We start from the raw sequence: 23,458 nt of genomic DNA, 5'->3' as shown, positions 1-23,458 counted from the left end.
GTCTCTTGCGCCCGGATGCGGCGCATGCGAGCTTGGGCGCAATTCCTTGACCATCCATGAGGGGCACCCATGTCCACCTGCGTCTTTGTCCAGATCCGCTGCAAACCCGGCACCACCTACAAGGTGGCCGAGGAAATCGCGCTGCGCGAAATCCACTCCGAGCTTTACTCCACCAGCGGCAATTTCGACCTGTTGATGAAGCTCTACATCCCCAGCGGCGAGGATGTGGGCAAATACATCAACGACGAGCTGCTGCAGATCGAGGGGATCGAGCGGTCGCTGACGACAATGACCTATAAGGTCTTCTAAGCAGACGGAAAAACGAAACGCCCCGGACGCCGGGGCGTTTTCTTTTGGTCAGGGCAGATCAGGCCGCAAGCAGGTCTTTGTCTTTCAGGTCCCCGTAGGCGCTGTCGATGGCTGTCTTCAGCCGCGCCAGCATGTCGTCGACTTCATCCTTGGTGATGATGATCGGCGGGCACAGCGCCACCGCATTGCCTGCCACCGCCCGGATGATCAGCCCGTTTGCCTCACAGGCCTTCTGCGCGGCGGCCCCGGCAGCGCCCTTGTCAAAGCTGGCGCCGGTGGTCTTGTTCGACACCAGCTCCAGCGCCGCAATCAGCCCTATGCCGCGCACCTCGCCCACCAGCGGGTGATCGGTGAAGATCCCGCGCAGCTGCGCCTGCATATAGGCGCCAACCTCGGCGGCGTGTTCAAACAGGTTGTCGCGCTCGTAGATCTCCAGCGTCTTCAGTGCCGCGGCACAGGCCGCCGGGTGGCCGGAATAGGTGTAGCCGTGGCCAAAGACGCCGACCTCGTTGGTCTGATTGATCATCGCCTCATACATCCAGCCGGGGATGACCGAGGCCGAAATCGGGAAATAGGCCGAGGACAGCTGTTTGGCAAAGGTCATCAGGTCCGGCTTGATGCCCATGGCGGTGCAGCCGAAATCGGCGCCGGTCCGGCCGAAGCCCGTGATGACCTCATCCGCCCAGACCAGAATGCCGTGTTTGCGCAGCAGTACCTGCAGTTTCTCGTAATAACCCTCCGGCGGCACGATCACGCCGGACGCGCCGGTGACCGGCTCCACGATCATCGCGGCAATGGTGTCGGGATCTTCGGCCAGGATCTGCTGTTCCAGATTGCCGATGATCCGGTCGGTGAACTGCGCTTCGGTCTCGTTGCCCTGGCGGCCGGTGTAATAATGCGGCGCGTCCGAGCGCAGAATGTGCAGCGCCTCCAGCGGCGCGTCGAAATGCGCCAGATTCGCGGGCAAGGAGGTCAGCGAGCCCGCGGCAACCGTCACCCCGTGATAGCCGCGCTCGCGGGTGATGATCTTGCGCTTTTCCGGCTTGCCGATGGCGTTGAAGTAATAGCGCAGCATCTTCACGTGGGTGTCATTGGCGTCCGAGCCTGAGTTGCCAAAGAAGACATAGGCATCCTCGACCGGCACCATCGCCTTCAGCTTCTGCGCCAGCTGCATGATCGGCGCGTGGGTCTTGCCGCCGAAAGTGTGCGAGAACGGCAGCTTGTGAAGCTGCTCGGTGATCGCGTCCATCACCTCGGTATTGCTGTAGCCCAGCGAGGTGCACCACAGGCCCGCCAGGCCCTCGATATATTTGTTGCCGTCCGTGTCATAGACGTAAATACCTTCGCCGCGGTCCAGGCACAGCTGCTCGGTCGCGGTGAAATTGGTGGTGGGATAGATCACAGGGGCCATGGCCAAACTCCTCCGGTAAACCGCCCTCAAGGGGCGCATTTGCCAATAGGTTTGGCGCGTTTTGCGCCCTGCGTCAAAGGAATTTGATCAAATTAATCGCAGGGATTGCGGAAAAGCGAAAGGCCGCCCCGAGGGACGGCCTTTTCGGTTCCAAATGGAGCGGGCGAGGCGATTCGAACGCCCGACCCTAACCTTGGCAAGGTTATGCTCTACCCCTGAGCTACGCCCGCGCTGCCATTCGGTGAAGCGGTATCTAGGGTTTTCCGAAATGACCCGCAAGAGGAAAATGACCGGGGAGGGAAGAAAGTGCAGCGCGTCCCGTTGGGGCGGAAACGCGAAAGGCCGCCCCGAGGGCGGCCTGTCCGTCTTGCGAATGGAGCGGGCGAGGCGATTCGAACGCCCGACCCTAACCTTGGCAAGGTTATGCTCTACCCCTGAGCTACGCCCGCGCTGCCATTCGGTGAGGCGGTGTTTAGGGCTTTCCAAATTGACCCGCAAGAGGGAAAATGAAAAACCGCGCAAGTCTCCGCGGATAATCGCTATTTTTCGTTTTGCAGGAAATCCCGCAACCGGTTTTGCAAGGCGTCCTGATCCTTGGTCTCGCATTCCCAGAGGATCAGAACCTGCCAGCCGGCCGCCTGCAGCGCGGCCTGCTGTTGCGCGTCGCGCTGGGTGTTGCGCAGCAGTTTAGGTTCCCAATAGTCCCGGCGGCTGGCGGGGATGCGCCCGTCGCGGCACTTATGCAGGTGCCAGAAACAGCCATGCACAAAGATCACCTTGCGGCGCGGGCCGAACACCAGATCGGGCTTGCCCGGCAGGTCCTTGCGATGCAGCCGGTAGCGAAAGCCCATCCCGTGCACCATCCGCCGCACCAGCATCTCCGGCTTGGTGTGCTTGGCGCGGATCTTTGCCATATTGGCGCTGCGCCGCTCGGGTGTCAGGGTGTCGGCCATTCCACGTGATGCCTGGATTGTTCCACCATGCGGGCATGGTAGCCGCTTTCAACCCGGCAGGAAACAAAGGCGCTGGCCGGGCAGGGCGGCAGCTCCAGCGCCTTGATCAGCTGGGCGTCCTTCTGGCCTTCCAGCAGCACGATCTGCTCGCGTGCCAGTATATCGCGGGTGCCGTGGCCGCCATCCGCCCGGATCCGGCGCATGAAGTCCTTCTGCTGCGCCACCGCCTCAACCACGTCGCGGGGGATGGGGCGCCCTCGGATCAGCCGGAACAGCTGCGCCATCCGCACGTTGCCCGTGGCGCCCGCAAAGATCTGCTCCACCGCGGCCTCATCCGCTGTACGCCAGAAATTGGCGGGGTAGGGCTGGTCCTTCAGCAGCCACAGAATATGGCGGAACCCTTCCGCCGAGATACTGCGCTTGGCGTCCTTGTTCTGACCGGCGGTCAGGTATCCGGGCCGGGCAATGACCAGCCCCAGATAGCAGCGCGCCCGCACCTCATCCGCCGCCACCAGCAGGCAGGCGCAGTCCAGGGCCTCGGTCGGGATCATCCAATTGCTGCCCATCGTGTGCTTGATATCGACATCCCGGCCCAGGATCTCGGTATCCAGCCGCCCCTTGCGCAGCTTCAACAGCGCCCGCAGATCGATCTCGACCCGGGTGCCGATATAGGTCTTTTCGGTCTTCTCCAGCTCTTCATAGGCGCGCCGCCCGGTCTTGGGCGTCATGATCACGTCGTCGATGCACTGGCGCAGCATCTGCGGCACGTCGTATTCCAGCGCCAAGGCACCGCCGGCGCGGGCGGTGATCTCCTCCGCGAGTCCGGAAAGGACAGCAAAATCCGGATGGCCGGGAAGAACGAGGCTGTCAGGGAGCTTCTGTTTCATTTCGCGTTCCGCCTGCCCAGGGCCGGGCGCTGCCCTTGGCTCTGGAATGACGGGGAGGCGTTACGCCCGCACAGCATGCAGCTTCGGCTTGGCAATCGCTGCCCTCAGCTCCCGTGCCACCGCCTCAGCCACCGGCGGCGGAAAGGCGTTGCCGACCTGGCGGTAGGCATTGGTCTTGGCGCCGGTGAAATGCCATGCGTCCGGGAACCCCTGGATGCGCGCCACCATCCGCACGGTCAGCCGCGGCATGTCGTTGTGGAACGGATCCGGCGCCTCATAGGCGATGGTGCGCCCCTCGACCCCCAGCGCGGCCCAGGCCCGCCGCGCGCGGGTCGGCCCCAGATCGGGGCCGCCGTGTTTCTTGGAACCGCCGACAATGGTGGGCGCGATCTCATCCGCTTTGGCGGCCCAATCCTCGGCACCGCGCCAGCCGCGTTCCTGCATCAGGTCCAAAAGCGTTTCCCCAACGGTGCGCGGATTGTGCGGCAGCGGCTCGGGCCAGTTGAACTGGCCGGCGAACTCGCGGCGCAGGGCAACAATCGCCACCCGCGGCCGCAGTTGCGGCACGCCGAAGTCGGACGCATTCAGCAACCGCCAATCGGTCTCGTATCCCAATTTCGACAGCTGCTTCTTCAGCTTCTCGCGGTAGTCATGGAACACCGCATCCAGAAAGCCGCGCACGTTTTCGATCATTACCGCGCGGGGGCGGGTGGCATCGACAATCTCGATCGCGTCGTCAAACAGGTTGCGCTCGTCCTTTTCGCCCAGCTGCTTGCCGGCGACGGAAAACGGCGGGCAGGGCAATCCGCCCGCCAAAAGGTCGATACCCTTATAGTCGCTTGCGACGTCCTTGAACTTGCGCACGTCCTCTTCCAGCACATTCCACTGGGGCCGGTTGTGGCGCAGGGTGGCGCAGCAATGCTTGTCGATCTCTACCAGCGCCGTGTGGTCAAAGCCCGCGGCCTCCAGCCCCAAGGCCTGGCCACCCGCACCTGCGCATAGTTCTACCGATGTCAGCATTCTGCTCTGCCCGTCCGTTCGTGTTCTTGCTCTGTTCCTAGGCGGAAAGGTGATTCCGCACAAGGGTCTCTGCACCGGGGCAGGGTATGCTGAAATCCCCAAAAGCGAAAGGCCGCCCCGAAGGACGGCCTGTTCGTTTCCCGATGGAGCGGGCGAGGCGATTCGAACGCCCGACCCTAACCTTGGCAAGGTTATGCTCTACCCCTGAGCTACGCCCGCGCTGCCATCCGGTGAGCGGTGATTTAGGGCGTCGCCGCACGCGCTGCAAGAGGAAAATCGGCAGCGGAAGAAAAAAATCCGCGCCCGCCGCGACGGAAGTGGCCAGACCGTGCGTTTCACCTTCAAACAAGCGGATTTTCTAAGGGAGATAGAGGCCGTGCTTTGGAAAGACTATCTGCGGATCGGCAGCTTGAGCGCAGCAATTGTCCTGGGAACGGTTCTGCAGGGCGCGCAGCAGTCCGGAGCGCCCGAGCCGGAGGGCTGGGCCGAACAGATCGAAGGCATCAAGCCGGTTCCGGTTGACACCATGAGGCTGCCGCACCCTGCAAAATTCAGAACCTGATCCGGAGCCATGGCGTTTTCCGGCCCGGAAGACGGCCCCGGAAACACAAGGTCTCAGGGCCGCACTATGTGCAGAGTTCCGGTTCCGCCGACTGCCGTCTGGCAATGAAAAAAGGGCGCCCTGCCAGCCGGCGGGGCGCCCCTCGTGTGGGTGCTGGACTGCGGCTTATTCCAGCTCGATCAGCAGGTCCTTGGCGTCGATCTGGGTGCCGGCCTGAACGTGCACGGCTTTCACCACCGCGTCGCGTTCGGCGTGGATCCCGGTTTCCATCTTCATTGCCTCGATGGTCAGCAGCATATCACCCTCTTTGACCTGCTGGCCCGGCTGCACCGCCACGCTTGCCACCACACCCGGCATCGGCGCGCCGACGTGGTTCGGGTTGCCGGCTTCCGCCTTGGCGCGCTGCTCGGTCGAGGCCTTGACCAGACGGTTCGGCACCCGGATCACCCGCGGCTGGCCGTTCAGTTCAAAGAAGACCTTCACTTCGCCTTTCTCGTCCGTCTCGGAAATCGCCTGCAGGCGGATTTCCAGGGTCTTGCCCGGATCGATCTCGGCGGTGATCTCCTCGCCCGGCTCCATGCCGTAGAAGAAGGTCCGCGTCGGCAGGCTGCGCACCGGGCCGTACTGGCGGTGGCGGCCCATGTAATCCAGGAACACCTTCGGGTACATCAGGTAGCCGTTCAGGTCCTCATCATCGACCTTGAAGCCTTCCAGCTCTTTTGACAGCTCGGCACGGACCGCTTCCAGATCGACCGGTTCCAGATGCTTGCCGGGGCGCTCCACATTCGGCGCGTCGCCTTTCAGCACCTTGGAGACGATACCCTCGGGGAAGCCGCCCGGAGGCTGGCCCAGATTGCCGCGCATCATATCCACGACCGAGTCGGGGAAGGCCACGTCGGTTTCCGGATCCTCGACCTGATCACGGGTCAGACCCTGGCTGACCATCATCAGCGCCATGTCGCCAACCACCTTGGAGGAGGGCGTCACCTTGACGATATCGCCGAACATCTGGTTCACATCGGCATAGGTCTGCGCCACGTCGCCCCATTTCTCCTCCAGACCCAAGGAACGCGCCTGCGCCTTCAGGTTGGTGAACTGGCCGCCCGGCATCTCGTGCAGGTAAACTTCCGAAGCCGGCGCTGCGAGACCCGATTCAAAGGCCGCATACTGCGCCCGCACCTGCTCCCAGTAGCCAGAGATTTCGCGCACCGCTGCTATGTCGATTCCGGTGTCGCGGTCGGTGTTGCGCAGGCCCTCGACGATGGAGCCGAGGCAGGGCTGCGAGGTGCCGCCCGAGAAGGCGTCCATTGCGGCGTCCACAGCATCCACGCCGGCATCTGCGGCGGCCAGAATGGTGGCCCCGGCAATGCCCGAGGTGTCATGGGTGTGGAAGTGGACCGGCAGGCCGACCTCTTCCTTCAGCGCCTTGACCAGCTGGCGGGCCGCGGCGGGCTTCAGCAGGCCTGCCATGTCCTTGAGGCCCAGAACATGGGCGCCTGCGGCTTCCAGCTCTTTCGCCATGCCGACATAGTACTTCAGGTCGTATTTGGCGCGGTTCGGGTCCAGGATGTCGCCGGTATAGCAGATGGTGCCTTCGCAGACCTTGCCGCTTTCCACCACCGCATCCATGGCGACGCGCATGTTTTCGACCCAGTTCAGCGAGTCGAAGACGCGGAACACGTCGACACCGGTTTCCGCAGCCTGGCGCACGAATTCCTGCACCACGTTGTCCGGATAGTTGGTGTAGCCGACGCCATTGGAAGCGCGCAGCAGCATCTGGGTCATCAGATTCGGCATCCGCTCGCGCAGATCGCGCAGGCGCTGCCAGGGGCATTCCTGCAGGAACCGGTACGCCACATCAAAGGTCGCACCGCCCCAGCATTCAACCGAGAACAGCTGGCTGAGGTTCTGCGCATAGGCCGGCGCCACCTTGATCATGTCGATCGAGCGCATCCGGGTTGCCAGCAGCGACTGGTGGCCGTCGCGCATGGTGGTGTCGGTCAGCAGCAGCTGGCGCTGCGCCTTCATCCAGTCGGCCACCGCCTGGGCGCCCTTCTGCTCCAGCAGGTTGCGGGTGCCATAGGGCTGGTTGCCCGGCTCCGCATGCGGCGCGCGCGGCTCTTTCAGGTCGGCAGCGGGGGCGGCGCGGCCCTCTGTCTCCGGATGGCCGTTCACCGAGATGTCGGCGATATAGGTCAGCACCTTGGTGCCGCGGTCGCGGCGGCGCTTGAACTGGAACAGCTCCGGCGTCTCGTCAATGAACTTGGTGGTGTATTCATTCGACAGGAAGGTCGGATGCTTCAGCAGGTTCTCGACAAAGGCGATATTGGTCGACACACCGCGGACCCGGAATTCGCGCAGCGCGCGGTCCATGCGGGCAATTGCCTTCTCCGGGGTCTGGGCCGAGGCGGTGACCTTGGTCAGCAGCGAGTCATAATATCGGGTGATCACGCCGCCCGCATAGGCGGTGCCGCCGTCCAGGCGGATGCCCATGCCGGTGGCCGAGCGGTAAGCGGTGATGCGGCCATAGTCGGGGATGAAGTTGTTCAGCGGATCCTCGGTGGTCACCCGGGTCTGCAGCGCGTGGCCATTCAGCTTGATCTCATCCTGGCCGGCCTTGCCGGTGGCTTCGGCGAGGGTCTTGCCTTCGGCGATCAGGATCTGCGCCTGCACGATGTCGATGCCGGTGACTTCCTCGGTGACGGTGTGTTCCACCTGCACCCGCGGGTTCACCTCGATGAAGTAGAACTTGCCGTCGTTCATATCCATGAGGAATTCGACGGTGCCCGCGCATTCATAGTTCACATGGGCGCAGATCTTGCGGCCCAGCTCGCAGATCTCGGCGCGCTGCTCATCGCTCAGGTACGGGGCCGGGGCGCGCTCAACCACTTTCTGGTTGCGGCGCTGCACCGAACAGTCGCGCTCGAACAGGTGATAAATCTCACCGTGCTTGTCGCCCAGGATCTGCACCTCGACGTGGCGGGCGCGGGTGATCATCTTTTCCAGATAGCCCTCGCCGTTGCCAAAGGCGGCTTCCGCCTCGCGGCGGCCTTCCAGCACCTTTTCTTCCAGCTCGTCCTCGCCGTGGATCGGGCGCATGCCGCGGCCGCCGCCGCCCCAGGACGCTTTCAGCATCAGCGGGTAGCCGACCTCGGCCGCTTCCTTGCGGATCGCGTCCATGTCACTGCCCAGCACTTCGGTGGCCGGGATCACCGGCACGCCGGCCTCGACAGCGACCCGGCGGGCGCTGGCCTTGTCGCCAAGGGCGCGCATGGTCTCGGCCTTGGGCCCGATGAAAGTGATGCCGTTGCGGGCGCAGGCATCGACGAAATCCGGGTTCTCCGACAGCAGGCCGTACCCGGGGTGGATCGCATCGGCGCCGCTTTCCTTGGCAACGCGGATGATCTCGTCAATCGACAGATAGGCCGCTACCGGCCCCATGCCTTCGCCGATCCGGTAGGCTTCATCGGCCTTGAACCGGTGCAGGCCGAGCTTGTCTTCCTCGGCGTAGACGGCGACGGTGCGTTTGCCCATTTCGTTGGCGGCGCGCATCACGCGGATGGCGATCTCACCACGGTTGGCAATCAGGATCTTTTTGAAGTCGGTCATTTCACCCTCGGGGTCCGTGCAAGTTGGTGCAGTGTTAGGCGGATACTAGCGAACCGCACAACCGTAGTTCTGGGTATTTCCGGCATGATTGCGCTCTCAAGCGGCTTGTTTTCGCTTTCCTGGTCCGCGTTTTGCCGTCTGATGCAGTGGATCCGCAGTTTGACCATCCGCTTGCAACGGGCGGGAAAGCACAGAAATTTCGCACTTGCAGCACGATTTTGTAACTATTTTTGCCGCGACGCAGCGAGCAAGTGGCGGCCGGGGTGCGTCATTTTGGCGCCATTCTCCGATTTTTGGGCAAATTGCGCCAGCGCGGCGCGCAATCAGTCCAGTTTGCGCCGCTGCAAGCTGCGGACTGCGTCCAGTCCGGACAGGCCAAGCTGGCACATGTTCGCCTGCATGTCCTTGGCCAGCATGTCAGCCAGATGCGCCGGGCCGGCGGCGCCCAGGGCGGCCAGCGCATAGTGAAAGGCGCGCCCCAGCATGACGAAATCCGCCCCCAGCGCCAGCGCCCGCAGAATGTCCAGGCCGCCTTCGATGCCGCTGTCGAAAATCAATGGCAGGTCCACCGCGGCGCGGATCTCCGGCAGCAGATCAATCGCCGCCGGGCAGCCGTCGAACTGGCGCCCGCCATGGTTGGAGACCCAGACCGCATCCGCCCCCGCCGCCTGCAAGCGTTTGGCGTCTTCGGCGCGCTGCACCCCTTTGATGACAAAGGGGCCGTCCCAGTTGCGCCGCAGCCAATGCACATAGTCCCAATCCGGCGAAGTGCGCAGCACATAGCCAATATGGGCCGTCGGCGGCAGGTTGGCCTGTTCGCCCGGTATGTACTTGTCCAATGCCCGCATCCGCGGCAGACCCCGGCGCGCCATCCCCAGCGCCCAGGCCGGGCGCTGCGCAATCTGCGCCAGCAGCCGCGGGGTCAGCCGCGGCGGCTGCGTCAGCCCCGACCGTGTCTGCCGTTCGCGGCGCGAGGCGGCGGGCACATCCACCGTCAGCACCAGGGTCTTGAAACCGGCATCCCGCGCCCGCGCCAGCAGATCGCTGCGGATGGCCTCGTCCTTGGGCGGGTACAATTGGAACCAGCCATCCCCGCCCAGATGCGGCGCCAGGTCCTCCGGCGATTGGCTGGCAACCGTCGACAGGCAGTAGGGAATGCCGGCAGCGGCGGCGGCGCGGGCCAGAATGCCCTCGGCGTCCGGCCAGATCAGCCCGGACATGCCCACCGGCGCAATCCCGAAAGGCAGCGCATGGGCGGTGCCCAGAAACGGAGTGGAAAGATCCGGTTCCATCGGCCCGTGCAGCACCGACGGCAGAAATCCCACCCGGTCCAGGCCCGTCCGGTTGCGCGCCCGTGCGGCCTCTGCTCCGGTGCCGCTGTCCAGATAATCCCAGACAAACCGCGGCAGCCGCCGTTCGGCGCGGCGTTTCAGGTCTTCAAGGCCGGGGTACTGCTGATGCAAATCCATGCGGGCATTAGCCGGCGGGCCGGCCTGAATGTCCAGCCCCTGCAGTTGCGGACCCTGCGGCGCGCACCCGCTGCGGACCTGCTGCGGACCTGTCCGGCACTCCAGCGAACAGAGTGTGAACGTCCTCTTTCCGCCGGGATTGAATCAGGCTAGGATCGCGCGCATGAGCAGTTTTGACGAAATGGACGCCTTTGAGGGCGCATCATTGTCGGCCCGCGCCATGGGTGCGCGGCCGATGCCCTATCTGGACGGCCTCAACCCGGCGCAGCGCGAAGCGGTGGAATGCCTGGACGGCCCGGTGCTGATGCTGGCAGGGGCGGGCACTGGCAAGACCAAGGCATTGACCACGCGGATTGTGCATCTCCTCAGCACCGGCCGGGTGCGCCCGAACGAGATCCTGTCGGTAACCTTCACCAACAAGGCCGCCCGCGAGATGAAAGAGCGTGTGGCTGCAATGCTGGGCCAGGCGGTCGAAGGGATGCCGTGGCTTGGCACCTTCCATTCGGTCTGTGTGAAACTGCTGCGCCGCCATGCGGAACTGGCGGGGCTGAAATCCAACTTCACCATTCTGGACACCGACGATCAGATCCGGTTGCTGAAGCAGCTGATCAAGGCGGAAGGCATCGACGACAAACGCTGGCCCGCGCGGATGCTGGCGGGCATCATCGACGATTGGAAAAACCGCGCCTTGACGCCTGAGAAAGTGCCGGCGGCCGATGCCGGCGCCTACAACAGCCGCGGCACTCAATTCTACACCCAGTACCAGACCCGCCTGCGCGAGCTGAACGCGGTGGATTTCGGCGACCTGCTGCTGCACATGGTGACGATCTTCCAGAACCACCCGGACGTGCTGGAGCAGTATCAGCGCTGGTTCCGTTACATTATGGTGGATGAATATCAGGATACCAACGTCGCCCAGTACCTCTGGCTGCGGCTCTTGGCCGGTGCGCATAAGAATGTCTGCTGCGTCGGCGACGACGACCAGTCGATCTACGGCTGGCGCGGCGCCGAGGTCGGCAACATTCTGCGGTTCGAAAAGGACTTTCCCGGTGCCATGGTGGTGCGGCTGGAGCAGAACTACCGCTCCACCGGCCATATTCTGGCGGCGGCGGCAAACGTGATCCGCGGCAATCAGGGCCGTCTGGGCAAAGAACTGTGGACGGCCGCCGGCGACGGCGAAAAGGTCCGCCTGATCGGCCATTGGGACGGCGAGGAAGAGGCCCGCTGGATCGGTGAGGAGATCGAGGCGATGCAGCGCGGCACCCGCGGCCAGTCGCCGACCGGCCTCAACAGCATGGCGATTCTGGTCCGCGCCTCGCACCAGATGCGCGCGTTCGAGGACCGCTTTCTGACCATCGGCCTGCCGTACCGGGTGATCGGCGGCCCGCGATTCTATGAACGGCTCGAAATCCGCGACGCGATGGCCTATTTCCGCGTTGTGGTTTCCCCCGACGACGATCTGGCGTTCGAACGCATCGTCAACACCCCCAAACGCGGCCTTGGCGACAAGGCGCAGCAGACCATTCAGGGCATCGCCCGCGAAAACGGCGTCTCGCTGGTCGAGGGCGCCCGGCTGGCGGTCGAGGGCGGCTTGATCAAGGGCAAGGGCGGCGGCGCCCTGCGCCAGCTGGTTGAGGGCATCGCCCGCTGGGGCCGGATGGCCGGCGATGCCGACATCACCCATATGGAGCTGGCCGGGATCATCCTGGACGAGAGCGGTTACACCGCCCATTGGCAGAACGACAAGAACCCGGATTCGCCGGGCCGTCTGGAAAACCTCAAGGAACTGGTCAAGGCGCTGGAAAATTTCGAAAATCTCCAGGGCTTCCTCGAACATGTCAGCCTGGTGATGGACAATGACAAGCAGGACGCGGACGAGAAGGTCTCGATCATGACCCTGCACGCCGCCAAGGGGCTGGAATTCCCCGCGGTGTTCCTGCCGGGCTGGGAGGACGGGCTGTTCCCCTCGCAGCGCTCAATGGATGAAAGCGGCCTCAAGGGGCTCGAGGAGGAACGCAGGCTGGCCTATGTCGGCATCACCCGGGCCGAGCAGATCTGCACCATTTCCTTTGCTGGCAACCGGCGGGTGTTCGGGCAATGGCAATCGCAGCTGCCCTCGCGTTTCATCGACGAACTTCCCGAGGAGCACGTCGAAGTGCTGACCCCGCCGGGCCTCTATGGCGGCGGCTACGGGGCGGCAGCACCGGCCAGTACTATGGGCGGCGCCATGAGCGATACTGTGGGCGGCGGCCAGGTCCGTTCCACCATTGAAGAGAAAATGGCCCAGGCCGATGGCTACAACTCGCCGGGCTGGAAGCGGATGCAGGCGCGCGCAGGCGCGCGCGGGCTGTCGCAGCCCAAGGAAAGCAAGCATCAGGTGATCGACCTCACCGCCACCTCCAGTTTCACCCTGGGCGAACGGGTGTTCCACCAGAAATTCGGCTATGGCGCCATCACCGGCATCGAGGGCGACAAGCTGGAAGTGGCGTTCGAGAAGGCCGGCACCAAGAAAGTGGTCGCCCGCTTCGTTTCCGCCACCGACGACGTGCCATTCTGATCCCTCCCATTTACCAGGATTGACCGGCGGATCGGATCGCGCAGCGATCCGAACCCGGGGGGGGGGGCGGGGGGGGGCCCCCGCTGCTGCCCGCCGCGCCTGCGCCGCCCCGTCCTTGAAAGTTTGCGCAAAACGGACAGGCAGCTGCCTGGCTGCAGATACCTGCATCCAGCGGGAGAGCTGTTCGGGGGGAGAAACGCAAAAACGGCGGCACCCAGGGAGGAGGGGCACCGCCGTTCTGTCAAACACCGGAATTCAGGGAGGAGGAGATCCCGGTGATTCAAGCCCGGCTGTTAACCGGTATAGGTGCGGCGGCATCAGGGAGGAGGAGGATGCCGCCGCGTAGGACAGGCCCTTCAAGGGAGGAGGAGAAAAGGCCTGATCTCTATTAGTTGTTCTCGTAAGCGGCCTGATAGGCAACGCGCTGGATTTCGGACCGGTGCAGGCCCAGATCCGCCAGATCGTGCCCCGACAATGCCGACAGTTCGCTGACGGTCTTGCGGTACATCCGGTAGCGGGTGAATTTCACCATCAGCGCGTCCAGGATGCCAGCCGGGGATGCCACGCTCACCGCGGAGATTTGATGTGCTGCAGCCATGGTTCCGTTCCCTCGTCCAGTCGTTTCGTCATTCGCCTGACGCCATCCCGGCGCCGCTTGAGGGGTAATTTAGGGATCTTCCGCGGAGGCGCAATCCCGTGCAACGTCAATGCTGCTATGCGGCAATTGCATGGGTGGCTCTGGGTATGCCTTTGTAAAGGGACGCAAATTCCGGCAAGCAGTTGCGCAACTGTATAATTACCGGGCGCCGGGCTGCAGTCTGCGCGTGGCTGGCGGCGCGCCCTGTTGACAGATGCGGCCCCTGACCTCGGGCCCTGGGCTGCGGCAATCAGGCATGACGGGTTCCAAGGCGCAGGGCGGGCACATATATACGGGCCAGAAAACACGCAGGAGAGCAGTCATGGCGGTCACTCAGGATCAGATTCGCGAAACATTGGAGCGGCTCGCCTTGCCGGATGGCGGCACGCTGGTGTCGCGCGACATGCTGCGCGCGCTGCGCATCGAGGGCGGCAAGGTCAGCTTTGTGATCGAGGCGCCCAGCCCCGAGATCGCCAAGCTGATGGAGCCTTTGCGCAAAGCGGCCGAGGCTGCAGTGCTGGCGCTTGACGGGGTCGAGACCGTCTCGGCCGCGCTCACCGCCCATGCGCCGCAACAGCCGGCGCCCAGTCTCAAGGTCGGCGGCCACCCCAAACCGCAGGCCGGGCCGCTGAAACCCGCAGGGGTCAAACGGATCCTGGCAATTGCCTCCGGCAAGGGCGGGGTGGGCAAATCCACCGTCTCCTCCAACCTTGCGGTGGCGCTGGCCAAGCAGGGGCGCAAGGTCGGCCTGCTGGACGCCGACATCTATGGCCCCTCGCAGCCCCGCATGATGGGCGCCAAGGGCCGGCCTGCCAGCCCTGATGGCAAGATCATCGAGCCGCTGCACGCCCATGGCGTTACCCTGATGTCGATCGGCTTCATGCTGGAGGAGGGCAAGGCGGTGGTCTGGCGCGGCCCGATGCTGATGGGGGCGCTGCAGCAGATGCTGGGGCAGGTGAACTGGGGAGAGCTGGACGTGCTGATCGTCGATCTGCCGCCCGGCACCGGCGATGTGCAGCTGACGCTTTGCACCAAGACGGAACTGACCGGCGCCATCGTCGTCTCCACCCCGCAGGATGTGGCGCTGCTGGATGCGCGCAAGGCGATGGACATGCTCAAGACGCTGAATACCCCGGTTCTGGGCCTGATCGAGAACATGTCATTCTTCACCTGCCCGGACTGCGGCGGCGAGCATCACATCTTTGGCCATGGCGGTGTCGCCGCTGAAGCTGCGGCGCTTGGCCTGCCGCTCCTGGGCGCCCTGCCGATCGATCTGGAAACCCGCCTGGCCGGCGACAGCGGCACGCCCATCGCTGCGGGCGAGGGGCCGATGGCCATGGCCTATGCGCGGATTGCCGAAGGTCTGATCGGCGGCGGCATGGCCTGACCGCGGCGGGCCTCTCTCTCTCTAACTCTCTCGTAAAGTCCCGGATGGCCCGCCTCGTTGGCGGGCCGTTTGCGGTTCGCACCCTTGGCTTGGGCTCAGGTGGGATTATGCGCCCGGTTCGGCGGCCTGCGGGCCGGGCGGCCCCGCATGGGGCGGTATGGGACCGGCGGGATGGCATGGGTCAGCTGGGAATTCACGGGACCGGCGGGAATTCATGGGCGGCATGGGAAATTATGGCCCGCTTTGCCCCGCCTGCCTCTTTGGGGCGCGAATCACGCGCTGTTGAAGCGCTGATATCGGGGTATTCCGGCGGGCCCTTGGCGGCGGAGGGAGAACGTAAAGGGAATATCCGCAGGTGATGGATGCCTTCTCGTGGAATCGCGGGAAACTATGGGAGAAAAATTGCGAGTGCAACTCACCTCTACATGTGGTGTTTTTGGGTTCGGATTGCACAACAAGTTCGCGATTTTGCCCCGATATGGTCACGAATCTCTTGCGAATCCCTGCCGTTGTTGTCAGCCGCCCGGCAGTTTCCCGCAGAAAACAGTTGCAGTGCCATCAATTCCCATAGTATCCCTACTACATCGAATGAGACGAGGGACGGGGCGCCAAACGACCCCAAGCCAAACTAAAAAAGCAGGTTTCATACAGGCCTTCGCTTTCATCGAACCAAGAGATCCGGCGCGCGAGCGAGCAGACATCCCCCCAGGTGGCGCGCGTAGTCGGACATCCCGCATAGCGGGCCAAGGCGGCGGGTTGATCAGTGGCAGCAGATCAACCCGCCCCTTTTCATTCTGGGGAACGGTTTAACGCGAGGGACGCGCGAAAAGGGACGGTAGATTGGGCCGCAGGTTCAGAGGCGAAAGCCACCACAAGGTGGACAGCAAGGGGCGGGTGTCAATCCCGGCCTCTTTTCGCCGTGTGCTGGAGGCCGCCGATCCCAACTGGAAATCCGGCGACAGCCCCGAACTGGTCATTGTCTACGGTGATCACCGCCGCCAGTTCCTTGAATGCTATACAATGGAAGCCATCGACGAGGTGGACGCCAAGATCGCGGCCCTGCCGCGCGGCTCCAAGCCGCGCAAGATCCTTGAACGCATGTTCAACGGCCAATCCTTGCCGACAAATGTGGATGAGACCGGCCGCCTTGTTTTGCCTGCCAAGCTGCGGCAGAAGATCGGCCTGGAGGGCGAGGCCTTCTTTATAGCGTCCGGCGACACCTTCCAGATCTGGAAGCCCGAGACCTATGAAGAGGTCGAAATGGCGGAAGCCGAGAAACTGATGGAAGACCTGCCCGAGGATTTCGATCCGCTGGAATTCCTAGATGGCGCCGGAGGCGTTTGACCCATGACCCAGGACCAAGATGCTGCCAATGGTCCCCACATTCCCGTCCTTCTGCGCCCGCTGCTGCAGGCCGTGGCCCCGGTTTCGGGCCGCTGGCTGGACGGCACCTTCGGCGCAGGCGGCTATACCCGCGGCCTGCTTGAGGCCGGCGCTGACGAAGTCACCGGCGTCGACCGCGACCCGCTGGCGTTTGAGATGGCCAAGCCCTGGGCAGGGGCGTACGGCAGCCGCCTGATCCTGCAGCAGGGTGTGTTCTCGCGCATGGATGAATATGCGCAGGATCTCGACGGTGTGGTGCTGGACCTTGGCGTCTCCTCGATGCAGCTGGACCTGGCCGAGCGCGGCTTCTCCTTCATGCGGGACGGCCCGCTGGATATGCGCATGTCCCAGTCGGGGCCCTCCGCCGCCGATCTGATCGCCGAGCTGGACGAGGCGCAGATTGCCGACATCCTGTTCCACTACGGCGAAGAACGCGCCAGCCGCCGCATCGCCAAGGCGATCGTGCGCGAGCGCGCGATTGAACCCATCACCACGACTCTGCGCCTTGCGAAAATCATTGAGTCCTGCCTGCCGCGCCCCAAACCGAACCAGTCGCACCCGGCGACCCGCAGCTTCCAGGGTCTGCGCATCGCGGTGAACGCCGAATATGACGAGCTGTTCGAGGGCCTTCTGGCGGCCGAGCGCGCGCTGAAACCCGGCGGGCTGCTGGCCGTGGTGACCTTCCATTCGGTCGAGGACCGGATGGTCAAACGCTTCTTCCAGCACCGCGCGGGCAAGACCGGCCGCGCCAACCGCTATGCGCCGGAGCAGGCGGAAACCCCCAGCCAGTTCGAATTGGTCACCCGCAAGGCCGTGGGCCCGGACGATCAGGAGCTGGCGGAAAACCCGCGTTCCCGCTCCGCCCGTCTGCGGGTCGGGCGCCGCACCGGGGCTGAACCGGGGCCGATCTCGGCCAAGGAACTTGGAATGCCGCAGCTGAAAGAGGCGCGCAAATGAAGACTTTGCTGTATGCCGCAACCTGCCTGGCCGTCTTTGGCCTCGCCTTCTGGGCCTACCGCGAAAACTATGCCACCCAGCAGGTGCTGAAGGAAACCCGCGCCCTGCAGCAGCAGATCGGTGCGGCGCAGGTGCGGCTCAGCGTGTTGCGCGCCGAATGGGCCTATCTCAACCGCCCGCAGCGGCTGCGCGACCTGGCGGATATCAATTTCGACAGCCTGGGCCTGCTGCCGCTGCGCCCCGACCAGTTCGGCCGGGTGGATGAGGTTTCATATCCTGAACCCGAAGAGCTGGTGATCACCGAAGGTGTCGAGGTTTCGGGCCTGAACCTGAGGAGCCAGCCATGATCCGCACCCCGCTCCGCCCGCTGGCGCGGGTTCTGCATGCCCGCGCAACCGGTGAAAACCCGGATGTGATCGAGGCGGAAAACATCAGCCTGCGCCATCAGGAGATGCAGGTGCAGTCCCGCCAGCGCGCCGAGGGGCGGCTGTTGGTGCTGGGGCTGTTCTTTGTCTGCGCCTTCGGCGCCATCACCGCGCGGATGGGGATGACGGCGGTCTCCGAACCGGCGGAGCCTGTGGCCAGCGCCGCGGGCAGCGTCATCGCCGCGCAGCGTGCCGATATCGTTGACCGCAACGGCAGCCTGCTGGCCACCAATTTCGAAACGCACTCCCTTTATGCCCAGCCGCCGCAGATGATCGACCCTGCGGGCGCCGCCGATAAACTGGTGCAGATCTTCCCCGACCTGGACCGCGACCGGCTGATCAAGGACTTCACCGGCAAGCGCAAGTTTCTGTGGCTGAAGAAGAAAATCAGCCCCGAGCAGCTGCAGGCGGTGCATGATATCGGTGATCCCGGCCTGAGGTTCGGCCCGCGCGAGATGCGGCTTTACCCCAATGGCAGCCTGGCCGCCCATGTGCTGGGCGGCGCCGGGTTCGGCAAGGAAGGCGTGAATGCCGCCGAGGTGATCGGCGTCGCAGGGGTGGAACGCCAGTTCGACACCTATCTGCGCGACCCGGCCAATGCTGGCAAACCGCTGCAGTTGTCGCTGGACCTCACCGTGCAGGCCGCGTCCGAGCAGGTGCTGTATGGCGGCATGAAGCTGATGAATGCCAAGGGCGCGACCTCGATTCTGATGGATGTCCATACCGGCGAGGTGATTTCGGTTGTGTCCTTCCCGGATTTCGACCCCAACGACCGGCCGCGCCCGCCCACCTCCGGCTTCGATCCCTCCGATAGCCCGCTGTTCAACCGCGCGGTGCAGGGGGTGTATGAGCTGGGCTCCACCTTCAAGATCTTCACAGCGGCGCAAGCGATGGAGCTGGGTCTGGTCGGCGCCGACACGGTGATCGACACCCGCGGCCCGTTGCGCTGGGGCCGCTTTGCGATCCGCGATTTCCGTAATTACGGCAACGAGTTGTCGGTGACCAAGATCATCGTCAAATCCTCCAACATCGGCACCGCGCGTCTGGCGCAGCAGATCGGGGCGGAGCGGCAGAAAAGCTTCCTCGACACGCTGGGCATGCTGGAGCCGACCCCGTTCGAGATTTCCGAGGCCAAGGGCGGCAAGCCGCTGCTGCCCGCCAACTGGTCCGAGCTGTCGGCGATGACCATCTCTTATGGCCACGGCATCTCCACCACGCCGATGCATCTGGCGGCGGGCTATGCGGCGATTGCCAATGGCGGCCGCTATGTGGCGCCGACGATTCTGAAACAGCCCGGGCCGCAGCTGGGTGAACGGGTGCTGAGCGAACGCACCGCCGCCGCCGCGCGCAAGATGTTGCGCAAGGTGGTCAGCGAAGGCACCGCATCCTTTGCCCGGGTCAAAGGCTATCAGGTCGGCGGCAAGACCGGCACCGCCGACAAGCCCAAGCCGCGCGGCGGCTATTATGATGACAAGGTGATTGCCACTTTTGCCTCTATTTTCCCGGCACATGACCCGAAATACGTGCTGATCGTGACGCTGGACGAACCGTCCATTATTGCCCATGGCGAGGAACGCCGCACGGCTGGCTGGACCGCCACCCCGGTGGCGGCCGAGATGATCGGCCGGGTCGCGCCGCTGTTGGGGCTGCGTCCGCAAGTTGAACCTGCAGAGGTGACTGGTATAACCCTCACCTCGAACTGAACTAGGGCAGAGGGCCGTCATGAGCAGCAGCAGACCAGACCAGCCCCTGAGCCAATTGGGGCTGACCGCCCGCGGCGGTGCCGACCCGCAGATCAGCGGATTGGCAGTGGACAGCCGCGAGGTGCGGCAGGGGTATCTTTTTGCGGCGTTGCCGGGCAGTCAGGTGCATGGGGCCAAATTCATCCCCGCGGCGCTGGAACTGGGCGCCTCCGCCATTCTGACCGATACCGCGGGCGCCGGGATCGCCGCCAGGATTCTGGACGAAAGCCACGCCGCGCTGGTGGTGGTGGAGGACCCGCGCCAGACGCTGGCCTACGCCGCGGCGCTGTGGTTCGGCGGCCAGCCGCAGACCGTGGTTGCGGTCACCGGCACCAACGGCAAGACATCGGTGGCAAGCTTTGTGCGCCAGATCTGGATGGAGCTCGGCCATCAGGCCGTCAATATGGGCACCACCGGTATCGAGGGCGCCTGGAGCTACCCGCTGGCGCATACCACGCCGGAGCCGATCACCCTGCACCGCGCGCTGGCTGAGGCCGCCGCAGCAGGGGTGACCCATGCGGCGATGGAGGCCTCCTCGCACGGGCTGGACCAGCGCCGTCTGGACGGGGTGCAGCTGGCGGCGGCAGGCTTTACCAACTTCACCCAGGACCATCTGGATTATCACGAGACCTTTGACGCCTATTTCGCCGCCAAGGCGGGCCTGTTCCGCCGGGTGCTGCCGGAGGAAGGCATTGCGGTGATCAACATGAATGACCCGCGCGGGTCCGAGATGCGCGCCGTGGCTGCCGCCCGCGGGCAGGAAGTGATCAGCGTGGGCCGGGGCCTTGGCGATCTCAGCCTGATGGGTCTGCGCTATGACGGCACCGGCCAGGATATGCGGTTTTCCTGGCACGACGAGCCCTATCAGCTGCGCCTGAACCTGATCGGCGGTTTTCAGGCGGAAAATGTGCTGCTGGCCTGCGGGCTGGTGATTGCCGGCGGCGAGGACCCGGAGCGGGTGTTTGAAACCCTGCCGCATCTGACCACGGTGCGCGGCCGGATGCAGCTGGCGGCAGAGCGGGACAACGGCTCGGCCGTGTTTGTCGATTACGCCCATACGCCGGATGCTGTTGCCAGTGCCATCAAGGCGCTGCGCCCGCATGTGCTGGGCCGGCTGATTGCCATCGTCGGCGCAGGCGGCGACCGCGACATCACCAAACGCCCGCTGATGGGGCAGGCGGCGCATGAAAATGCCGATGTGGTGATCGTGACGGACGACAACCCGCGCAGTGAGGACCCGGCGGTGATCCGCGCCGCGGTGAAGGGCGGCGCCCCCGGTTGCATCGAGGTCGGCGACCGCGCCGAGGCGATCCTGCGCGGGGCTGACTTGCTGGGGCCGGGCGATGCGCTGATCATCTGCGGCAAGGGGCATGAGACCGGCCAGACCGTGGGCGACACGGTGCTGCCGTTTGACGATGTGGAACAGGCCAGCATTGCTGCGGCCGCGCTGGACGGGAGGATCGCATGACGCTTTGGACCGCGGCAGAGGCCGCCGCTGCCACCGGCGGGCGCACACAGGGCGGCTGGGCTGTCACCGGCCTGTCGATCGACACCCGCACCCTTGAGGCGGGCGATATGTTCGTGGCCCTGAAGGCCGCGCGCGATGGCCATGATTTCGTGGCGCAGGCGCTGGAAAAGGGCGCGGGCGCCGCGCTGGTGTCCCGCATTCCCGAGGGCGTCCCCGCTGATGCGCCGCTGCTGATCGTGGACGACGTGCAGGCCGGGCTGGAGGCTCTGGGCCGGGCGTCGCGGGCGCGTTCGCAGGCCAAGGTCGTTGCGGTGACCGGCTCGGTCGGCAAGACCTCGACCAAGGAAATGCTGGCGCGGATGCTGTCGGATCAGGGCCGCACCCATGCCGCCGTTGCCAGCTACAACAACCACTGGGGGGTGCCGCTGACGCTGGCCCGGATGCCGCGCGAGACCGAGTTTGCGGTGATCGAGATCGGCATGAACCACCCCGGCGAGATTGCGCCCTTGGCACTGCAGGCCCGACCGCATGTGGCGATGGTGACGACAGTGGCGGCGGTGCATCTGGAAGCGTTTGAGGACGTCGAAGGCATCGCGCGCGAGAAAGCCGCGATCATGCAGGGGCTGGAGCCGGGCGGTGTTGCGGTGCTGAACGCCGATATTGCCGAGGCCCAGGTGCTGCGGGACGCGGCGTCGGATCTGGGGGCAGCCGCCCGGTGGTTCGGCGGGAGCGCCGGGGACTACACGCTGCACTCTGCCAGCATCAAGGGCGAGGAAACTGTTGCCCGCGCCACGGCGGGCGGCCGCGCGGTGGAGCTGCATATTCAATCGCTAGGCGCGCATTTTGCGATGAACGCCCTAGGCGCGCTGGCCTGCGCCGAGGCGCTGGGGGCGGATCCCGCGCGCGCTGTGGAAAGCCTGGCGCTGTGGTCGCCGGTCAAGGGCCGCGGGGTGCGCGAAACCATCCGGCTGGACAGCGGTGAGGTTACCCTGCTGGACGACAGTTACAACGCCAACCCCACCTCGATGGCGGCAGCGCTGGCGGTGCTGGCGGCCACCCCGGGCGCGGGCCGCCGGATTGCCTATGCCGGCGATATGAAGGAGCTTGGCCCGCAGGAGGCTGAACTGCACGCCGGGCTGGCCGATCTGGAGGCGGTGGAAGGCATTGACAAGATCCATTGCATCGGCCCGCTGATGCAGGCGCTGCATGACGCGCTGCCGGAGGGGAAACGCGGCGGATGGTACCACAGCAGCACTGAGGCCGTGCCCGGCCTGGCAGGCGAAATCAAGGGCGGCGACATCGTGCTGGCCAAGGGGTCGCTCAGCATGGGCCTGGCCAAGATCGTTGACGGCATCCGCGAAATGGGTCACTCCGGCCGCAAATAAGAAAACGTGCAAGAAGAACGAGGGAAGGGCCAGGATGCTCTATTGGCTGACCGCTTTGTCGGACGGGGGGGATTTTTTCAACCTCTTCCGTTATATCACATTCCGCGCAGGCGGCGCCTTTATGACTGCGCTGGTCTTTGGCTTTCTGTTCGGCAAGCCGCTGATCAATGTGCTGCGCCGCAAACAGGGCAAGGGCCAGCCGATCCGCGATGACGGGCCGGAGGGGCATTTTTCCAAGGCGGGCACCCCGACCATGGGCGGGCTGCTGATTGTCGGCGCGCTGCTGTCGTCGACGCTGCTGTGGGCGCGGCTCGACAATCCCTTTGTCTGGATGGTGCTGCTGGTGACGCTGGCCTTTGCGCTGATCGGGTTTGCCGATGATTACGCCAAAGTGTCAAAACAGACCACGGCCGGGGTGTCGGGCAAGCTGCGGCTGACCCTGGGGATCGCGATTGCGGCGCTGTGCTCGGTTCTGGCTGCGCGGTTCCACCCGGAGGCGCTGCAGAACCAGCTGGCGCTGCCGGTGTTCAAGGACACGCTGATCAATCTTGGCCTGTTCTATGTGCCGTTTTCGATCTGCGTTATTGTCGGCGCCGCCAATGCGGTGAACCTGACCGACGGGCTGGACGGGCTGGCGATCATGCCGGTGATGATTGCGGCCGGCACGCTGGGGGTGATTGCCTATGCGGTGGGGCGGGTCGACTTTACCGAATATCTGGACGTGCATTATGTGCCCGGCACCGGCGAGATCCTGATTTTCAGCGCGGCGCTGTTCGGCGCAGGCCTGGGGTTCCTGTGGTACAACGCGCCGCCGGCGGCTGTGTTCATGGGCGACACCGGTTCGCTGGCCTTGGGCGGAGCACTCGGCGCTATTGCCGTGGCCACCAAGCATGAGCTGGTGCTGGCCATCGTCGGCGGGCTGTTTGTGGTTGAAGCGCTGTCGGTGATCATTCAGGTCCTCTACTTCAAGCGCACCGGGCGCCGGGTGTTCCTGATGGCGCCGATCCATCACCACTATGAAAAGAAGGGCTGGGCGGAGCCGCAGATCGTGATCCGTTTTTGGATCATCTCGCTGATCCTGGCGATGATCGGCCTTGCGACGCTGAAAGTGCGCTAATCCACGCCGTTTACCCGCCGCGCCTGGGTTTCCGGCGGGCGGTGAAGCTCTTATCCTCTATATGAACCGCGCGGGGCTTCAGGCTTGGCGCGGTTTTCCTTTACGAAGAAGGCGGCGCCGCCAAGGGGGCGGAGCATCGGATGGCCGGTGTCAGGGGCCATGTCCGTCTAGCGGCCTGTG

Annotated in this window: 18 protein-coding genes and 3 tRNA genes; 11 read left to right on the top strand and 10 right to left on the bottom strand. The window is 64.7% G+C overall.

Annotated features, from left to right (window positions below):
- Positions 1–69 precede the first annotated feature (69 nt).
- Complete coding sequence (locus tag METH_RS12070) at positions 70–309, top strand: Lrp/AsnC family transcriptional regulator (RefSeq protein ID WP_024090759.1); 240 nt, start codon at positions 70–72, stop codon at positions 307–309.
- Between the two features lie 58 nt (positions 310–367).
- Here METH_RS12070 and METH_RS12065 read toward each other — a convergent pair whose 3' ends face one another.
- The 7 genes from METH_RS12065 to METH_RS12035 all read right to left on the bottom strand — a co-directional run bounded on the left by METH_RS12065 (position 368) and on the right by METH_RS12035 (position 4,799).
- Complete coding sequence (locus METH_RS12065; protein ID WP_024090758.1) at positions 368–1,720, bottom strand: aminotransferase; 1,353 nt, start codon at positions 1,718–1,720, stop codon at positions 368–370.
- Between the two features lie 155 nt (positions 1,721–1,875).
- Positions 1,876–1,950, bottom strand: a tRNA-Gly gene (locus tag METH_RS12060).
- 144 nt (positions 1,951–2,094) lie between these two features.
- Positions 2,095–2,169 (bottom strand) — tRNA-Gly (locus METH_RS12055).
- A gap of 90 nt (positions 2,170–2,259) precedes the next feature.
- Positions 2,260–2,673: a very short patch repair endonuclease gene (locus METH_RS12050; RefSeq protein ID WP_024090757.1), complete on the bottom strand. Its 414-nt coding sequence runs from the start codon at positions 2,671–2,673 to the stop codon at positions 2,260–2,262.
- The gene (locus METH_RS12045; protein ID WP_024090756.1) at positions 2,658–3,560 is read right to left on the bottom strand and encodes a NaeI family type II restriction endonuclease; all 903 of its coding nucleotides are present in this window, start codon (positions 3,558–3,560) and stop codon (positions 2,658–2,660) included. Before METH_RS12045 ends, METH_RS12050 begins: the two co-directional genes overlap by 16 nt.
- Before the next feature lie 60 nt (positions 3,561–3,620).
- A complete protein-coding gene (locus METH_RS12040; protein WP_024090755.1) occupies positions 3,621–4,580 on the bottom strand; it encodes a DNA cytosine methyltransferase in 960 nt (319 codons plus the stop codon).
- A gap of 144 nt (positions 4,581–4,724) precedes the next feature.
- Positions 4,725–4,799, bottom strand: a tRNA-Gly gene (locus tag METH_RS12035).
- A 157-nt stretch (positions 4,800–4,956) separates the two neighbouring features.
- On the opposite strand from METH_RS12035, the gene METH_RS12030 reads away from it, so the two are divergent.
- Entirely contained in the window at positions 4,957–5,142 is a 186-nt protein-coding gene (locus METH_RS12030; protein ID WP_156927483.1) for a hypothetical protein, read from the top strand.
- A gap of 165 nt (positions 5,143–5,307) precedes the next feature.
- Here METH_RS12030 and METH_RS12025 read toward each other — a convergent pair whose 3' ends face one another.
- Positions 5,308–8,751, bottom strand: coding sequence for a pyruvate carboxylase (locus METH_RS12025; RefSeq protein WP_024090753.1), 3,444 nt, complete (start codon positions 8,749–8,751; stop codon positions 5,308–5,310).
- A 323-nt stretch (positions 8,752–9,074) separates the two neighbouring features.
- Entirely contained in the window at positions 9,075–10,220 is a 1,146-nt protein-coding gene (locus METH_RS12020; protein WP_024090751.1) for an alpha-hydroxy acid oxidase, read from the bottom strand.
- 163 nt (positions 10,221–10,383) lie between these two features.
- Between METH_RS12020 and METH_RS12015 the strand changes: the two genes are divergently transcribed.
- The gene (locus METH_RS12015; RefSeq protein ID WP_024090750.1) at positions 10,384–12,777 is read left to right on the top strand and encodes an ATP-dependent helicase; all 2,394 of its coding nucleotides are present in this window, start codon (positions 10,384–10,386) and stop codon (positions 12,775–12,777) included.
- Between the two features lie 388 nt (positions 12,778–13,165).
- Here METH_RS12015 and METH_RS12010 read toward each other — a convergent pair whose 3' ends face one another.
- Positions 13,166–13,375, bottom strand: coding sequence for a DUF1127 domain-containing protein (locus METH_RS12010; RefSeq protein ID WP_024090749.1), 210 nt, complete (start codon positions 13,373–13,375; stop codon positions 13,166–13,168).
- A gap of 361 nt (positions 13,376–13,736) precedes the next feature.
- On the opposite strand from METH_RS12010, the gene METH_RS12005 reads away from it, so the two are divergent.
- From METH_RS12005 to mraY, 8 genes are all read left to right on the top strand, one after another.
- Positions 13,737–14,801 (top strand): Mrp/NBP35 family ATP-binding protein, encoded by a 1,065-nt coding sequence (locus METH_RS12005; protein WP_024090748.1) that lies wholly within the window; start codon positions 13,737–13,739, stop codon positions 14,799–14,801.
- Positions 14,802–15,641: 840 nt separating this feature from the next.
- On the top strand, positions 15,642–16,145 hold the full coding sequence (gene mraZ / locus METH_RS12000; RefSeq protein ID WP_084013787.1) for a division/cell wall cluster transcriptional repressor MraZ: 504 nt from the start codon (positions 15,642–15,644) through the stop codon (positions 16,143–16,145).
- 3 nt (positions 16,146–16,148) lie between these two features.
- A complete protein-coding gene (rsmH, locus tag METH_RS11995) occupies positions 16,149–17,141 on the top strand; it encodes a 16S rRNA (cytosine(1402)-N(4))-methyltransferase RsmH (RefSeq protein ID WP_024090746.1) in 993 nt (330 codons plus the stop codon).
- Positions 17,138–17,488 carry a cell division protein FtsL gene (ftsL, locus tag METH_RS11990; protein ID WP_024090745.1) on the top strand — a complete coding sequence of 117 codons (351 nt, stop codon included), beginning with the start codon at positions 17,138–17,140 and terminating at the stop codon, positions 17,486–17,488. Before rsmH ends, ftsL begins: the two co-directional genes overlap by 4 nt.
- Complete coding sequence (locus tag METH_RS11985) at positions 17,485–19,269, top strand: peptidoglycan D,D-transpeptidase FtsI family protein (protein WP_024090744.1); 1,785 nt, start codon at positions 17,485–17,487, stop codon at positions 19,267–19,269. The genes ftsL and METH_RS11985 overlap by 4 nt, the downstream gene beginning before the upstream one ends.
- A 19-nt stretch (positions 19,270–19,288) precedes the next feature.
- Entirely contained in the window at positions 19,289–20,776 is a 1,488-nt protein-coding gene (locus METH_RS11980) for a UDP-N-acetylmuramoyl-L-alanyl-D-glutamate--2,6-diaminopimelate ligase (protein ID WP_024090743.1), read from the top strand.
- Positions 20,773–22,161, top strand: coding sequence for a UDP-N-acetylmuramoyl-tripeptide--D-alanyl-D-alanine ligase (locus METH_RS11975; RefSeq protein WP_024090742.1), 1,389 nt, complete (start codon positions 20,773–20,775; stop codon positions 22,159–22,161). The genes METH_RS11980 and METH_RS11975 overlap by 4 nt, the downstream gene beginning before the upstream one ends.
- Positions 22,162–22,195: 34 nt before the next feature.
- The gene (mraY, locus tag METH_RS11970) at positions 22,196–23,278 is read left to right on the top strand and encodes a phospho-N-acetylmuramoyl-pentapeptide-transferase (RefSeq protein ID WP_024090741.1); all 1,083 of its coding nucleotides are present in this window, start codon (positions 22,196–22,198) and stop codon (positions 23,276–23,278) included.
- The last annotated feature ends 180 nt before the right edge of the window (positions 23,279–23,458 follow it).

It is taken from the genome of Leisingera methylohalidivorans DSM 14336, assembly GCF_000511355.1.
Lineage (GTDB): Bacteria > Pseudomonadota > Alphaproteobacteria > Rhodobacterales > Rhodobacteraceae > Leisingera > Leisingera methylohalidivorans.
Note: the sequence above shows the minus strand (reverse complement) of the source record. Positions and strands in the feature narration are given on the sequence as shown.